Source organism: Corallococcus exercitus, from assembly GCF_042231735.1.
In the GTDB taxonomy this organism is placed as follows: domain Bacteria; phylum Myxococcota; class Myxococcia; order Myxococcales; family Myxococcaceae; genus Corallococcus; species Corallococcus exercitus_B.
The window spans coordinates 6,198,096-6,213,001 of sequence record NZ_CP102577.1; the positions used below are offsets into that span (position 1 = coordinate 6,198,096).

10 protein-coding genes are annotated in these 14,906 nt (G+C 74.0%); 3 read left to right on the forward strand and 7 right to left on the reverse strand.

Annotation, left to right across the window (positions count from 1 at the left end):
* Nucleotides 1-15: 15 nt before the first annotated feature.
* From NR792_RS24505 to NR792_RS24525, 5 genes are read right to left on the reverse strand one after another with little or no spacing between them, the layout of a single operon-like run.
* Nucleotides 16-2,385: a HEAT repeat domain-containing protein gene (locus NR792_RS24505; protein ID WP_375755101.1), complete on the reverse strand. Its 2,370-nt coding sequence runs from the start codon at nucleotides 2,383-2,385 to the stop codon at nucleotides 16-18.
* The gene (locus NR792_RS24510; RefSeq protein ID WP_375755102.1) at nucleotides 2,382-4,922 is read right to left on the reverse strand and encodes a methyl-accepting chemotaxis protein; all 2,541 of its coding nucleotides are present in this window, start codon (nucleotides 4,920-4,922) and stop codon (nucleotides 2,382-2,384) included. The genes NR792_RS24505 and NR792_RS24510 overlap by 4 nt, the downstream gene beginning before the upstream one ends.
* The gene (locus NR792_RS24515; RefSeq protein ID WP_375755103.1) at nucleotides 4,903-5,349 is read right to left on the reverse strand and encodes a chemotaxis protein CheW; all 447 of its coding nucleotides are present in this window, start codon (nucleotides 5,347-5,349) and stop codon (nucleotides 4,903-4,905) included. Before NR792_RS24515 ends, NR792_RS24510 begins: the two co-directional genes overlap by 20 nt.
* Complete coding sequence (locus NR792_RS24520) at nucleotides 5,346-7,430, reverse strand: chemotaxis protein CheA (protein ID WP_375755104.1); 2,085 nt, start codon at nucleotides 7,428-7,430, stop codon at nucleotides 5,346-5,348. Before NR792_RS24520 ends, NR792_RS24515 begins: the two co-directional genes overlap by 4 nt.
* On the reverse strand, nucleotides 7,427-7,819 hold the full coding sequence (locus NR792_RS24525) for a response regulator (protein WP_375755105.1): 393 nt from the start codon (nucleotides 7,817-7,819) through the stop codon (nucleotides 7,427-7,429). Before NR792_RS24525 ends, NR792_RS24520 begins: the two co-directional genes overlap by 4 nt.
* 199 nt (nucleotides 7,820-8,018) lie before the next feature.
* On the opposite strand from NR792_RS24525, the gene NR792_RS24530 reads away from it, so the two are divergent.
* Nucleotides 8,019-9,563 carry a response regulator gene (locus tag NR792_RS24530; RefSeq protein ID WP_375755106.1) on the forward strand — a complete coding sequence of 515 codons (1,545 nt, stop codon included), beginning with the start codon at nucleotides 8,019-8,021 and terminating at the stop codon, nucleotides 9,561-9,563.
* Nucleotides 9,564-9,661: 98 nt separating this feature from the next.
* Nucleotides 9,662-10,039, forward strand: a complete 378-nt coding sequence (locus tag NR792_RS24535; protein ID WP_375755107.1) for a response regulator — start codon at nucleotides 9,662-9,664, stop codon at nucleotides 10,037-10,039.
* 11 nt (nucleotides 10,040-10,050) lie between these two features.
* Here NR792_RS24535 and NR792_RS24540 read toward each other — a convergent pair whose 3' ends face one another.
* Nucleotides 10,051-10,425, reverse strand: coding sequence for a response regulator (locus tag NR792_RS24540; protein ID WP_375755108.1), 375 nt, complete (start codon nucleotides 10,423-10,425; stop codon nucleotides 10,051-10,053).
* Nucleotides 10,426-10,609: 184 nt separating this feature from the next.
* Here NR792_RS24540 and NR792_RS24545 point away from each other — a divergent pair, with 184 nt between their 5' ends.
* Nucleotides 10,610-13,507 (forward strand): PAS domain-containing protein, encoded by a 2,898-nt coding sequence (locus NR792_RS24545; protein ID WP_375755109.1) that lies wholly within the window; start codon nucleotides 10,610-10,612, stop codon nucleotides 13,505-13,507.
* A gap of 37 nt (nucleotides 13,508-13,544) precedes the next feature.
* Here NR792_RS24545 and NR792_RS24550 read toward each other — a convergent pair whose 3' ends face one another.
* Nucleotides 13,545-14,708, reverse strand: a complete 1,164-nt coding sequence (locus NR792_RS24550; protein WP_375755110.1) for a serine/threonine protein kinase — start codon at nucleotides 14,706-14,708, stop codon at nucleotides 13,545-13,547.
* Nucleotides 14,709-14,906: the final 198 nt, after the last annotated feature.

Below are 14,906 nucleotides of genomic sequence, written 5' to 3' on the forward strand. Positions count from 1 at the left end.
GGGCCGTGGGTTTCCCTAGCGGCCCAGGGCCAGGAGGCAGGCGCGGCGCACTTCGGGGTCCTCGTCGCGGTGGGCCGCCCGGTCCAGCGCCTCGCGCGCCTCCACCGTGCCCAGCGCCGCCACCGCGGGCGCGGAGGCCCGGCGGCCGGCGGGGCTCGCGCCGATGAGCGACTGCATCAGCGCCGCCCTCGCGTCCGCCCGGCGCATGCGCGCCAGCGCCGCCACCAGGAGGGGCGCCGTCGCGTCGTCCGCCACCTCCAGCGCCGCCATCAGCCCGGGCAGCCGTCCCTCCACCGGCAGCGCCAGCGCGGACACCACCTGCTCGCGCAGCATCACGTCGCCCAGGAGCGACACCAGCTGCTGCGTCGCGTGCGTGCCCGTGCGCGTGGCGAGGAAGCCCACCGCCGCGCTGCGCACGCTGTCATCCCGGTCCCCGGCGGCACGCAAGAGCGCGGGCAGCGTCTCCGGCGTGTCGTACTCCGCGACCGCCGACAGGGCGACGAGCCGCGTGGCCGGGTCCTCCGAGTGCACCGCCTCCAGCAGCACCGGCAGCGCGTCCGGCCGCCGGGCCACGCCCAGCCCCAAGAGCGCCGCGCGGCGCACGTCCGCGTCCGAGGAAGAGGCCGCCCGGCGCAGCGCCGCCATGGCGCTCTCCGTGTGCATGTGCGCCAGCGCGTCCACCACCGCCACGCGCACCTGGCCCGCGTCGTCGTCGGCCAGCGCGACGATGGCGTCCGCGGCGGCCTCCTCGTTGAGCTTCCCCAGCGACTGACACGCGTAGTAGCGCACCCACGGGTCGCGGTCGTTCAGGCCCCCCAGCAGCGTGGAGGTGATGCGCGCCTGCTTGTCCGTCTGGCCCAGCGCGCGCATGGCGGTGGCGCGCGTGCGCTCCGACTCGTGGCTCGCCGCGGCCAGGAGCGCGTCCACCGCGCGCGGGTCGTCGATGAAGGGCAGGCCGTAGATGGCCGCGTCGCGCAGCCGCTCGTCCGGGTCCCGCATGGCCAGCAGCAGCGCGTCCAGGCCGCGCGGATAGCCGAAGTACGCCACGATGCGCAGCGCCGCCCGCCGCTGGCGCGCGTCCGTGGACCGCGCCGCCTCCAGCGCCAGGGCCTCCGTCGTGTCGCTGCCCAGGGACTGGATGGCGCCCACCACCGCCTGCGACACGCGCGGGTCCTCGTCCGACAGCCGCGCGAACAGCGCCGGCACCGCGGACGTGTCGCCAATGCGCGACAGCGTCTCCGCCGCCAGCGCGCGCACCGTCGCGTCCCGGTCCTCCAGGCACAGCAGCACGTCCGGCACCGCCGCGGAGCGCTTGCCGACCAGCGGCAAGAGCACCCGCCTGCGCGAGCTGTCACCCTCGCGCAGCGCCTGCAGAATCTGCGCGTCCGCCTCCGCGCCCAGCTCCCCCAGGGCCGCCGCGGCCGCGCGCGACACGCCCAGGTCCTGCGAGTCCAGCAGCTTCAGGAGCCCCGTCGCCGCGTCCGCGCCGCCCACCCAGCCCAGCAGGCGCGCCACCGCGGTCTTCTCCCCCGCGTCCGCGCCCGCGATGACCTGGGCCAGCCGGCGCCCGGTGGGGTGCGGCTCCGACGACGTGGAGCGCAGCACCGACGGCACCATGCGCGCGCCGCCGAAGCGCTGCACCTGCGCGTCGTGGATCTCCACCAGCGCCACCGCCGCCACGCGCACCACCGCGTCGTTGCCGCGCTGGAGCAGCCCCACGAGCGCGGGCACCGCGGCCTCCTGGCCGGTGCGGCCCAGCGCGCGCGCCGCCTCCAGGACGTAGAAGGGGTCCGACAGCAGCGCCATCAGCGCCGGCACGACGGTGGGGTCGCCCGAGCGGCCCAGCACGTCGATGGCGGGGAAGATGCGGAAGAAGTTGCCGCTGCCCAGCGAGGACAGGAGCGCGTCCACCGCCGCGCCGCCGCCCACGCGGCCCAGCGCCTCGATGGCGGCCACCGCCACGTTGTCGTCCGGGTGGACGATGAGCCGCGACAGCAGCGGCACGGACCGCCGGGCTCGCCGCCGCCCCAGCACCTGGGCCGCGTCACAGACGATGGCCGGGTTGGGGTCGTCCCCCAGCGCCTCCACGGGCGCCTCCACGTCACCGGTGGCGGCCACCAGCGCGTCCACCGCCGCGGCGATGCGCGCCTCGTTGTCCCGGCGGTGGCGGAGCACGTCGCACAGGGGCTCCACGGCGGGCGTGCCCAGGCGCGCCAGCGCGGACACCACCGCGCGGCGCACGGCCCACGACGGCGCGTCCAGCCCGTCCACCAGCACGGGCAGGCTCTCCGGGCCCCGGCGCGCCAGCTGCTCCACCTCTTCCACCCGGGCGCGGTCGTCCGCGGACAGCGACAGCGGGTGTTGTCTTACAGTCGAACCGGTCACGTGGCCTGCTCCCGCGTGCTCCGGGGCGCCGGCTCCGCGCCGCCCAACAGGCCGCTCAGGTGGCTCAACCCCTCCACCTGCTCACCGTTCAGCCGCGCGAGCTGCCCCAGCCGGCCCGCCACCTCCCGCACCTCCTGGGCGGTGACGGCCGTGGCGCGCGCCTGCTCCGCCGTGGTCACGGCGATCTCCCGTGCGCGGCCGCGCATGTCCTCCACCGACCTTCCCAGCTGCTCGCTCACCGTGGCCTGCTCCGAAGCGGCCTTCGCCACCGCCGCCACGCCCGTGGCCTGCTTCGCGGCGGACGTGGTGAGCATGGCCAGGGCATCCGTCTGCTCCTCCAGCGCGCGCGCGGTGGTCTTCGCCACCCGGCGCACCTCCTCCGCGCCGCGCACCAGGGAGGTGAGCGCCTGGGCCTGCTCCTCCGTGGCGCGCGTCACCTCCTTGGCCAGGTTCGCCACCTGGCGGCTGGCCAGCTCGCCCTGCTTGAGCGCGCGGGCCTGCTCCGCCATGGCGCGCGTGGACTGGGCCACCTCCTTGCGCGTGGCCTCCATGGCGCGCGTCACCTCCTGCGCGGCCTTGGCCTGCTCGGAGATGCCGGTGAGCGTGCGCTGCGTGGAGGCCGCCACCTCCTGCGCCGTCGAGCCCAGCACCCCCACCTGCTGCCCCTGCGCCATCACCGCGGCGCTCACGCCCTGCACCAGCTGGCGCATCTGCGTGGTGCCCCGGGCCAGGTCCGTGGCGGCCTGCGCCTGCTCCTGCATCGCGCGCGACACCTTCTCCGCCACCTCCGACAGCTGGTTGTTGGAGCGCACCGCCTCGCGCAGCGCCTTGGCCTGCTCCTGGGTGGCCTGGGTGGTCTGCCGCGCCATGCGCCGCATCTCCGCGCCGCCCTGGGCCAGCGCCTGCGCCGCCTGCGCCTGCTCCACCGAGGACGCGGCGATGACCCGGCCCTGCTCGCTCACCTTCGCCGTGGCCTGCACCAGCGCCTGCACCGCCTGCACCTGCTCCGTCGACGCGCGCGACGCCTCGCGCACGTTGAGGCCCAGGTCTTCCACCCCCTTGAGGATGGTGCCCAGCGCGCGCTCCGCGTCGCCCGCCAGCGCCGCGCCCTCGTCCGCCGCGCGCACGCCCTCGTTGTTGGCCACGGCCGCCTCGCGCGCCGTCGTCTGCAGGCCCCGGACGATCTTGGCCACGTCGCTGCTGGCCGCCGCCGCGCGGTCCGCCAGCGCCCGGATTTCCTCCGCCACCACCGCGAAGCCGCGGCCGTGCTCCCCGGCGCGCGCCGCCTCGATGCTGGCGTTGAGCGACAGGAGATTCGTGCGGTCCGCGATGAGGTTGATGGTCTGCACGATGTCGCCAATCTCCTCGGCGCGCCGGCCCATCTCCTTCATCACCCCGGACGACTCCACGATGGACTGGCGGATGCGGCCGAAGCCCGCGATGGAGCGGGCCACGGTGGCGCCGCCCTCGCGCGCGCTCGAGCCCACGCGCTCCGCGGCCTGCCGCGCCTCCTCCGTCAGCTGCGACGCGCGGCGCGTGGACGACTCCAGCTGCGAGGACGCGGTGGCGCTGGTGGACGCCAGGCCGTTGATGCTCTCCGCCGCGCGGGCCACCGCCTGGGCGGAGCGCGACAGCTGCTCGATGGTGGCCGCGTTGGCGTCCACCACGGCGGCGTTCTTCTCCGAGGTGGCGGCCACCTCCTCCACGCTGGCGGCCACCTCCTGCACGGTGGACGCGGTGGTGACGGCGCTCGCCTCCAGGGTGCGCGTGTGCTCGGCGACGCCGCGCACGCTGCGGGCCACCTCCTCCGTGGCGGCGGCCGCGTCCTCCACGCTGGCGGACATGGTGGCCGCGTCGCGCACCACGTCCTGGAGCGTCTTGCCCAGGGACACGACGGCGCCGGACACCTGGCCCATGCGCTCGCCCACGCCCTGCGCGTCCGTGGCCAGGCGGGTGATGCCCTTGGACATCTCCTCGATGGTGGCGGCGACCTCCTCCGTGGTGGCGGCGCTGGTCTGGTTGCGCGACACCAGGTCCTCCACCGTGGCGGTCATCTCCTGCATGCTCGCCAGCAGCTGCTCGCTGGAGGCGGCCAGGTCCTCCGCGTTGGCGCTCACGCCCTTCACCGAGCGCGCCACCTCCTCCAGGGTGGAGGCCGTCACGTCCGAGCTGGAGGCGAGCAGGCCCGCGTCCTTGCGCACGCTGGACACCGACGCCGTCACCTCCTGCATCGCGGCCGCGGTGGTCTCCGCCTCCTGCTGCACGCCCTTCGCCGCGTCGCTCACGGACGTCTGGCTGCGCACCAGCGACTGCACCGCGGCGCTCGTCTGCTCCACCTGCGCGGCCACGGACTCGATGGCGATTCTCACCTGCTCGCCCGCCGCCGCCTGCTCGTTGCCGGCCGAGGCCAGCCGCGACGCCAGCTGCTCGGTGGACCTCACCAGCCCGCCCCCTTCCGCCACCTGGAGCGAGGCGCGCTCGGCCAGCGCGCGAGCGTCCTCCAGCTTCCGCACGCTGTTACCGTTGTCCGTCGACATCCGCCGCCTCCTCCCCGACCACCCGGGGGAAATCAATGAGCATCACCAGCCGCGGGCCCACCTGGGCCACGGCCTTCACGAACCCCTTCGCGCCCTCCACCACCATGGGTGGGGGCGGCTGGATGGTGCGCGGGTCCAGCTTCAACACCTCGCGGGCGCTGTCCACGAGCAACCCCACGGTGCGCTCGCCCAGCTGCCCCACCACCACCCGCGAATCCAGCGACTGCGTCCCCGCGGGCAGCCCGAAGCGCGCCCGCGCGTCCACCACGGGGATGACCCGGCCGCGCACCTGCACCAGCCCCGCCACGTGCGAGGGCGCCCCGGGCACCGGCGTCGCGCCGGTGAAGGACTCCATCTGCACCACGTCCGCCGCGGGCATCGCGTATTCCGTCCCGTCCACCTTGAACAACACGTGCAGCACGTTCATGACACCCACTCCCCTGCCCGCGACGCGCGCTTGCGGCGGCCCACGCGCGCCGCGCCCAGCGCCGCCAGGTCCAGCACCAGCGTGGGCTGACCGTCACCCAGGTCCGTGGCGCCGGCCACGCCGGGCACGCGCACGAGCGGATCCTCCAGCGGCCGCAGGACGATCTCCTGCTGTCCCAGGAGCCGGTCCACCGCGAAGGCCACGGGGTCCCCGCGCTGCCGCACGATGAGCGCCTTGGCGCCGCCGTCCTTCGCGCCTGCGTCCCCGGGAACCGCGGCGTCCAGCAGCCGCGCCAGCGACACCAGCGGCACCGCCGCGCCCCGGCGCTCCACCAGCCCCACGCCGTCCGCGCCCGCGGGGTGCACCACGCCCGCCACGTCGATGAGCTCCTCCACGGTGCCCACCGCCACGGCGTACCGGCGGCCCGCGCACTCGAAGACGATGGCGTCCATCAGCGTCACCGTGAGCGGGACGGACAGGGTGAAGGTGGTGCCCGTGCCCTTGCGCGTCTCCATGCGCAGCTCGCCGCCCAGCTGCTCCACGACGATGCGCCGCACGATGTCCATGCCCATGCCCCGGCCGCTGGTGCGCGTGGCCTCCTGGCGCGTGGACAGCCCGGGCCGGCACAGCAGGTCCAGCAGCGCGTCCGCGGAGTCCGGCACGGGGGCGTTCGCCGCCTTCGCCACCGCCTTCGCGTCCACGCCGCGCCCGTCGTCGCGCAGGGTGAGCTCCAGCTGGCCGCTGGCGCGCGCATGGCAGCGCAGGTGCACCAGGCCCTCCGGGGCCTTGCCCGCCGCCTGGCGCTCCTCGGGCGTCTCCAGCGCGTGGTCCACCGCGTTGCGCACCAGGTGCACCAGCGCGGGCAGCAGCCGGTCCGCCACCGCCTTGTCCAGCTCCGCGTCGCCCACGTCCAGCTCCAGCCGCACCGCCTTGCCCGTGGCGCGGCGCAGGCCGCGCACCAGGAGGGGCAGCCGCTCCAGCACGTCGCCCACGCGCACCATGCGCAGCCGCAGGATGGCCGAGCGCAGGTCGCGCAGCTGGCGGCCGTTCTCCTGGAGGATGGCGGTGAGCTCGCGCGTGGGCGCGCCCGCCCGGGTGAGCGCCGCCACCGCGCGCGTCAGCCGGGAGCGGTTGACGACGAGCGCCGCCAGCCACTCCATGGCCTCGTCCAGCCGCGACACCTCCACGCGCAAGAGGCCCCCGCCCCGGCGCACCTCGGGCTCGTCCAGCTCCTCGTCCAGGACGGCGCTGGCGGGCATGGGCGCGAGGTCCGGCGGGGCCGGGGCCAGCGCTCCCGGCGCCTCGGCGGGTCCCGCGGGCGCCTCCAGCGAGCGCACGCTGGCGGGCGGGCCGCCCACGGCGTCCAGCAGCGCGGCGTCCTCCGCGCGGGTGATGAGCAGCAGCGCGAACGCGAGCGACGCGCCCCCCGCGGCGGCGCCGGACAGGGGCAGCACCTTCACGATGTCCGCGAGCTTCGCCACCCGCTCGCGCACGGTGTTGATGTTGAGCCCCTTCGCGGCGCGCTCCGAGGACGGCACGAAGTCCAGCCGCAGCGCGCGCTGGCCCGCGACGAGGCCGCCCTCCAGCTGCTCGCGCTCGGATGGGGCCAGCCGGGAGGCGAACGCCGCCTCCGCGTCCAGCTTCACCGGCCGGGCCCGCTGGGGGGCCGCGTCCAGCACCTGGGGCCCCAGCGCCTCCAGCCGCTCCAGCAGGGCCGGGGGCGCGGGCGACGCCGTCTTTCCGGCGCCCAGCTGCCGCACGCGCAGCTCGATGGCGCGCAGGCCCTCCACCATGGGCTCCACGCTGGACTCCGGCAGCCGTCCGCCGGCCTGATCCGCCAGCCGCAGGGACGCCTCCATCCAGTGCGCCAGGGAGACGATGGGCTCCACGTCCACCATGGCGGACAGGCCCTTGAGCGTGTGCAGCGCGCGGAACAGCTCCCGCACGGCGCGCGGCTGGGCCAGGCCCCTGCGCACCGCCTCCTCCACCGCGAGCAGGTCCCGCTGCGCGGAGGCGAGCAGCTCATCCACCTCCGCCAGGTATGCGGGGAGGAACTCCGCGAACTCCCCGGAGCCGCTCACTCGCGCGACGCCTCGGCCGAGGCTTTCTCCAGCAGGGCCCGGGCGGCCCCCTGGATGGAGTCCGGCGTGAAGGGCTTGGTCATGAAGCGGTCCGCGCCGGCCTGGAGCGCGCGCTCGCGCGAGGCCTCGTCGCCCCGGGTGGTGACGATGATGATGGGCAGGTTGCGCAGGTGGTCCTGCCCCCGCACGAACTCCACCACCTCGATGCCGCCGATGTCCGGCATGTTGAGGTCCAGGACGAGCAGGTCATACGGCTTGAGCGACAGCTGCTCGATGGCCTCCAGCCCGCTGGAGGCCTGGGTGAAGCGGCTGTCCGGATAGGGCCGCAGGCAGGCGACCACCATGTCGCGCATCACCTTGCTGTCATCGACGACGAGTACCTCGGGCATGGCGTCCTCTGGAAACGACCGGCCAAGCTAGATCGATTCCGACCCGCTGAAAGAAATGAGTCATCCGGCGCGCGGTGAACGTTGGCTGGTCCACGCCGGCCCTGGACGATCTGCCACGGACGCTGGAGGACCGCCACGAGCGCCTGCACATCCGGCACCCTGCGCCCCTGTTTTCTACTCCGGGAACCGAATTCCATCCATGCGCCCGCCTCCTTCGTCCGACGCCTCCTTCCCCCGCCCGCCGGGCCCCCCTCCTCCTGAACCGGGCCCCGCACCTTGCGTCTGGGTGGTGGACGACAGCGCCAGCGAGGCGCGCTTCATCTCGGCGGCCCTGGGAACAGGCTTCCAGGTGGAGACCTTCCCGGACGGCGCCGCCATGCTTGAACGGCTGCACGCCGGACGTGCGCCGGACGTGGTGGTGCTGGACTGGGAGATGCCCGGGATGTCCGGCCCGGAGGTCTGCCAGTTCCTGCGCGGCAACCGGGAGACCCAGGCCCTGCCGGTGCTGATGCTCACCGCGCACGGCCGGCCGGAGGACCTGGTGCAGGGCCTGCGCGCGGGCGCCAACGACTACGTGTCCAAGCCCTTCCGCACGGAGGAGGTGCGCGCGCGGGTGGACGCGCTCGCGCGCACCAAGCGGCTGGTGGACGACGTGCGGCGCACGAGCGAGGAGAAGGCGGAGGTGTTCGCGCAGCTGGACGCGCTGCTCACGTCCTCACCCGTGGGGCTGTCGCTGCTGGACCGGGACCTGCGCTTCGTGCGCGTCAACGCGCGCATGGCGAAGCTGGACGGGCTGTCCCTGGACGCCTATCCGGGCAGGACGCTCTCGCAGGTCCTGCCCCGGCTCGCGCCCCGGCTGGAGCCCCTGCTGCGCCGGGTCATGGAGACGGGCGAGCCCGTCGAGGAGCTGGGCTCCACGCTGGAGCGTCCGGGCGCGCCCGGGGGCGAGCTGTACGTGATGGCCAGCTACCACCCGGTGCGCACCGCCCGGGGAGAGGTGGTGGGCGTGGGCACCGTGCTGGTGGACGTCACCCGGCACAAGCAGGCGGAGGCCGAGCTGCGTGCGACCGCGGAGTTCCGCGAGCGCTTCCTGGGCATCGTGGGCCACGACCTGCGCAACCCGCTGCACTCCATCCGCATGGGCGCCAGCTTCCTCGTCGCCAGCGAGCAGCTGCCCCCGCCGCTGGAGCGCACCGCCAGCCGCATCATCAGCAGCACGGACCGGATGACGCGGATGATCACCGAGCTCCTGGACTTCACCCGCAGCCGGCTGGGCAGCGGCATCCCGCTGACGCCGGGCACCGCGGACCTGGGCCAGGTGGCGCGCCAGGTGGTGGAGGAGCTGGAGCTGGTGCACCCGAACCGCACCGTGAAGGTGACGTCCACCGGGCCCCTCACGGGCCACTGGGACGCGGACCGGCTGGCGCAGGTCCTGGGCAACCTGGTGGGCAACGCCCTGCAGTACAGCCCGGCGGAGGCCCCGGTGGAGCTGGTGCTCGCGGGCGAGCCGGAGCAGGTCGTCGTGCGGGTGAGCAACCCGGGGGAGCCCATCGCCTCGGAGGAGCTGGAGCAGCTCTTCCACCCCTTCCAGCGCGCGCGCACGGGGGCCCACGTGCCGTCGGGCCTGGGCCTGGGCCTCTTCATCTCCGAACAGATTGCCCGGGGCCACCGGGGCTCGCTCACCGTGACGTCCGACGCGGAAGCCACGGTCTTCACCCTGACCCTGCCGCGAGCCATCGCATGAGTCCTGGCGGACGCCCGCCTGCCCGCCCTCGGGCTTCCCGGCCGTCTGGAACGGAGGCGGGCCTGGAATCGCCGGAGCCCGTGCCCTACGGTGGACGTGTGTCCACTGTGCAACACCGCCCCACGCTGCTGCTCGTCGAGAACAACGAAGACGTCCGCGAGGCGCTGCGGGAGATCCTGGAGTCGGAGGGCTACCGCGCCCTCACGGCGGCGAACGGGCAGGACGCGCTGAACGTGCTGGCGGAGCAGGAGCGGATGCCCGGCCTCATCCTGCTGGACCTGGTGATGCCGGTGATGGACGGCCACGCCTTCATCGAACACCTGCGCGGCACGGGCGCGCTCGCGCTGACGCGGGTGCTGGTGCTGACGGCGCACCCCACCCTGCCGCTGCCGCAGGGGGTGGCCGGACGGCTGGGCAAGCCGGTGAAGCTGGAGGCGCTGCTGGACGCCATCGCCGTGCACTCCGTGCGGGCGTAGGCTGCGCGCGCTCAGGCGGCGGGGCAGTGCCGGGCCACCATGGCCAGGAGCTCCGCGATGTCCACGGGCTTGCGCAAGAGGCCCACCGTGCCCGGAGGGGCCTTGGCGGAGAAGTGGGCGGTGAGCATCAGCACCGGCAGCTCGCGGTGGCGCTCGTCCTGCCGCAGCCGGTGGAGGAACTCGTGTCCGTCCATCACCGGCATCATCAGGTCCAGCAGCACCAGGCAGGGCTGGGGCTGGGAGGCCAGGACCTCCAGGGCGGCCTGGCCGTTGGCGGCCTGGAGCACCGTGTAGTCCTCCATCTCCAGCAGCTCCGCCACGACCTCGCGCAGATCCGGTTCGTCATCGACGATGAGGATGGTGGAACGCGAAGGCTCTCTGCGCACCCGGGCAGCCTACGCAGGTCGCGCCGCTGGCGCCAAGGATTGGCGTGCCTCCCTGCCCTGCGCGCGCACGGTGACTTCACGCAGGGCATGCCCCTGCCAGGCCGCCTGTCGGGAATCCCCGGGGAAACACGGGGGTGCCATTGCACCTGGGGGCCCGAGCCCCTACCCCCTTCTCTACGGGCCCATGAAACTCATCGCGGACTTCATCGAAGCGAACCTGGACGTCCTGGTGCGGCGCTTCGCGGAGGCGGCGCGGAGGCTGGAGAGCACGCAGGGGCTGAAGCCGTCGGAGGTCATCTCCACGCTGCCGGAATACCTCCACGCGGTGGCGGCCATCTGCCGGGACGGCGCCACGCCGGAGCGCCTGGAGACGCGCTCGCGCCTGGAGGAGGCCCACATCAACCTGCGCCTGCGCGTGGGCGCCACGCAGGAGGACGCGACGGACGAGTACACGCTGCTGGGGCGGCTCATCCCCCAGCTGTGGGAGGACGTCCAGCCGGAGCAGAAGCCCGGCGCCGCGGGCCTCCAGTGCCTCTTCCAGCAGCTGGAGGAGGCCATGGACCACGTGGTGGTCCTCTTCTCCGGCTACTCCATGGAGGACCGCCAGCGCGAGAAGCGCTTCCTGCGCCAGATGGACGCGATGGCGCCCCGGTGGCTGGAGCCGCGCGCGGATCCGCAGGGCCCGCTCAGGCCGCTGGTGGAGCTCATCGTCCGGGCCATGGAGGCCACCGGGGCGGAGCTGTTCCTCGTGGACGCGAGCGGCCGGAGGATGCTCCCCGTCGCGCACACCGGGAACCCCGCGCCGCCCCCCAGCCGGTCGGTGGACCCGCAGGGGCCGTCCTTCCTGGGCCGGGTGGCCCGCTCGGAGGAGCCGCTGGTGCTCGCGCAGGCGCGGGGCCTGGAGGACAGCGTGCGCGAGGGGCTGCACACCCCCGGCTGGAGCACGCTGCTGGGCCTGCGGCTGTGGCCCCACGGCGACCTGATGGGCGTGCTCTGCGTGGGCTTCGCGGAGGCCCGGCCGGTGCCGCCGCAGACCAAGCGCTTCCTGGAGACGCTGGTGGAGTACCTCTCCGGCATCCTCGACCGCGCCCTGCTCCTGGGCCAGCTGCGCGAAGCCAACGCGCGGCTGGAGGCGTCCGAGACGCGCTACCGGCTGGCCAGCCAGGCGGCGGCGGACACCGTCTGGGATTGGAACCTCCTCACCGGGGAGGTGGCCTGGAGCGGGGAGACGCGCAGGCTGCTCGGCTTCGCGCCGGAGGAGACGGGCGCCGTCGTGGACTGGTGGGTGTCCCGCATCCACCCGGAGGACCGGGAGCGGGTGCGGCGCGGCATCCACGCGGCCATCCAGGGCACGCAGGCGCGCTGGCAGGACGAGTACCGGTTCCTCAACCGCCAGGGCGACGTCGTGCGGGTGCTCGACTCGGGCGTCATCCTGCGCGACGCGCGGGGCCGGGGCCTGCGCATGGTGGGCGCCATGCAGGACGTCACCTCCCGGTGGGAGACGGAGAACGGACACGAACAGCTGCTGCGGGAGGCGAGGACCGCGCGCGTCCAGGCGGTCACGGAGCTGAGCCAGCTGCACGCGCTGCTCAGGCAGGCGCCCATCGCGCTCGCCATCCTCCGGGGGCCCGCGCACGTCGTGGCGCTGGCCAACGACCGCATCTGCCAGCTCTGGGGCCGCACCTACGACCAGGTCCTGGAGCGCCCCGTGCTCGAAGCGCTGCCGGAGGTGAAGGGCCAGGGCATCCGGGAGCTGCTGGACGGCGTGCGCGCCACGGGGACACCCTACGTGGGCCACGAGCTGCACGTGCGGCTGGCGCGGGCCCCGGACGGCGCCCTGGAGGACGCGTACTTCAACGTCGTCTACCAGCCGCTGCACCCGGCGGAGATCGGCATCGAGGGCATCCTCGTCGTCGCCAGCGAGGTCACCGAGGCCGTGCGCGCGCGCCAGAAGGCGGAGTCGCTGGCGGGGACGCTGCAGGCCAGCGAGGAGCGCCTGCGGCTGGCGATGGACGCGGCGGACATGGGCAGCTGGGACATTGAACCGGCCACGGGCCGGGCCACCTGGGACGCGCGCTTCCGCGCCATGCTGGGCCTGCCCGCCGAGGGCGAGGTGACGCTCGACGAGGCCATGCGGTTCGTCTTCGAGGAGGACCGGCGCCAGGTGGAGCACGCGATCGCGGAGGCCTCCCGGCCAGGGGGCTCCGGCGAGTACGCGAGCGAGTTCCGCGTGCGGCCTCCCCAGGGCGGCCAGCCCGTGCGGTGGATTTCAGGACGGGGCCACGTCCACTTCGCGCCGGACGGCCGGCCCGTGCGCTTCGTGGGCACGGGGCTGGACGTGACGGAGCACAAGCTGGCGGAGGAGGCCGCGAGTCAGCGCACGGAGTTCGAGCAGTACCTGGTGGGCATCGTGTCCCACGACCTGCGCAACCCGCTGAGCGCCATCATCCTGGGCACGACGTCGCTCCTGCGGCGCGACGACCTGAACGAGCGCGCGACGAAGGCCGTCCTGCGCATCCAGGCCGCCGCGGAGCGCGCGGTGCGGATGATCCGCGACCTGCTGGACTTCACCCAGGCGCGCCTGGGCGGCGGCCTGCCGGTGCATTGCCAGGACCTGGAGCTGGGCGCGCTGGTGCGGCAGGTGGTGGAGGAGGTGCAGATCACCGTCCCCGAGCGCGTCCTCCAGACGTCCCTGCCCGCGAAGGCCATCCGCGGCTGCTGGGATCCGGACCGCGTCACGCAGGTGCTCACGAACCTGCTGGGCAACGCGCTGAAGTACTCACCGGAGGGCACGCCGGTGGCGGTGCGCCTGCGCGAGGCGCCCGGCAGCGTCCTCCTGGAGGTGCACAACGCGGGAGCCCCCATCGGGCCCGACCTGCTGCCCCGCATCTTCCAGCCCATGCAGCGCGGGGCCCCGGGCATGGACCCGGCAACGCGCAGCGTGGGGCTGGGGCTCTACATCGTGCGGACCATCGTGCAGGCGCACGGCGGCACCATCGACGTGACGTCCACCCACGAAGCGGGCACGACGTTCACGGTGAGGCTGCCGCACGGCGACGCGAAGCAGGCGCCCGGGGCGTAGCGGCGTCACGCATCGCCGTGCACCGGCGCGAGTCGCTTCACATGGCGGGCGTCGGGAGGTGCAGCACGCTGCCAGGCGGGAAGGCCCCCACGTCCGTCTGGAATGCATCCAGCAGCGGCGAGGTCCTCGCGAGCGCCCGCTGGAACTCCTCCGCGGCCTTCGTGCCGTCGTCGTTCCCGCCCAGCCGCGCCGCATGGGCGCGGAGGTCCACCTCCAGGTCCTCCGCGCTCGCATAGCGCTCCGACGGCTCGCGGCGCAGCAGCCGGTGGAGGATGGCGCGCAGCCCTGGCGACAGCCGGGACATCAGCGACTCCAGGTCCTCCGGCCGGTAAGCGGCGGCATGCACCACCACGTCAGAGTATTCACCAGAGCCCTGTCCCGCCTGCGCCGCCACCATCATCCCCTGGAACACGCGCTTCGCATCCGCGTCCGGCAGCCGCGCCTCCAGGTCGTCCATGAGGGCGCGCGGCAGGCTGTACAGGTGCAGGCCCGTCGCCAGCTCCAGCAGGATGAGCCCCAGCGAGAAGAGATCCGAACGCGCATCCGCCCCCTCTCCGAACAGCACCTCCGGCGCGCCGTAATACACCTCGCCGTGCGGACGCGTGATGCTGGAGGGCACCCGGCCCGGCAGCCGGGAGAAGACATCCCCCAGGTCCGTGAGCGCCAGCGCGCCCTCCGGTCCGAACCGGAGGCCCTGGGGATGCAGGTCGCGGTGCACGAAGCCCAGCGGCAGGCCCCGCGCGTCTGTCCTTGCATGCAGGAACCCGAGCAGCGACGCGAGCTGGAGACCCACGTGCACCAGGAAGGCCTCGGAATAGGAATGCACATACACCAGCGGCAGCATCGCCACGTCATCCAGCGTGTAGCCAGGGACGTGCTCCCATTCCAGGAAGAGCCTGTCGTCCACTTCGTGGCCGCCGAGCAGCCGGGCGATGCGCGGATGCTCCAGCAGCCGCGTGAGCGCGAGTGATTCCTGCAACCGCGCTCGCGGATCCCTCAACGGGGAGAGGTCCCCGCCGCGCAGGGACAGCGCCTGGAGGAATACCGGTACGGGCTCGCGCCCGGGCTGCCGCCGGACCGCCAGGAAGTGCTGCTCCCCATGGCCGCGCCGCCGCAGGATCCGAACCAGCTCGAAGGTCTTGGACCCTGTCTTGAACAGAAACTCCGGAGGAGAAGGCTTCGCCGTCCTGGAAGGACTCATGCCGTGCGGGCTCCTATGAGAACAACGGCAGACTACTTTTAAAGTAGTAAATTCTTCCAGGACCCATCAGGTTGGATTAGAACGTTTCTCCTGTCCTCGTGTCCCGACAAGTCTGGCTCACGGGAAGACCGTCACGACGGTGTAGCCCGCGAAGCGCGGCATCCGGACCGCGCCGGGCTTGGAGCCCTCGTTCCATTG

What these genes read in the sequence shown, in the direction of transcription:
- NR792_RS24510 (WP_375755102.1), bottom strand. Translation starts at nt 4,922, where the DNA reads ATGTCGACGGACAACGGTAACAGCGTGCGGAAGCTGGAGGACGCTCGC.
- NR792_RS24515 (WP_375755103.1), bottom strand. Translation starts at nt 5,349, where the DNA reads ATGAACGTGCTGCACGTGTTGTTCAAGGTGGACGGGACGGAATACGCG.
- NR792_RS24525 (WP_375755105.1), bottom strand. Translation starts at nt 7,819, where the DNA reads ATGCCCGAGGTACTCGTCGTCGATGACAGCAAGGTGATGCGCGACATG.
- NR792_RS24530 (WP_375755106.1), top strand. Translation starts at nt 8,019, where the DNA reads ATGCGCCCGCCTCCTTCGTCCGACGCCTCCTTCCCCCGCCCGCCGGGC.
- NR792_RS24545 (WP_375755109.1), top strand. Translation starts at nt 10,610, where the DNA reads ATGAAACTCATCGCGGACTTCATCGAAGCGAACCTGGACGTCCTGGTG.
- NR792_RS24550 (WP_375755110.1), bottom strand. Translation starts at nt 14,708, where the DNA reads ATGAGTCCTTCCAGGACGGCGAAGCCTTCTCCTCCGGAGTTTCTGTTC.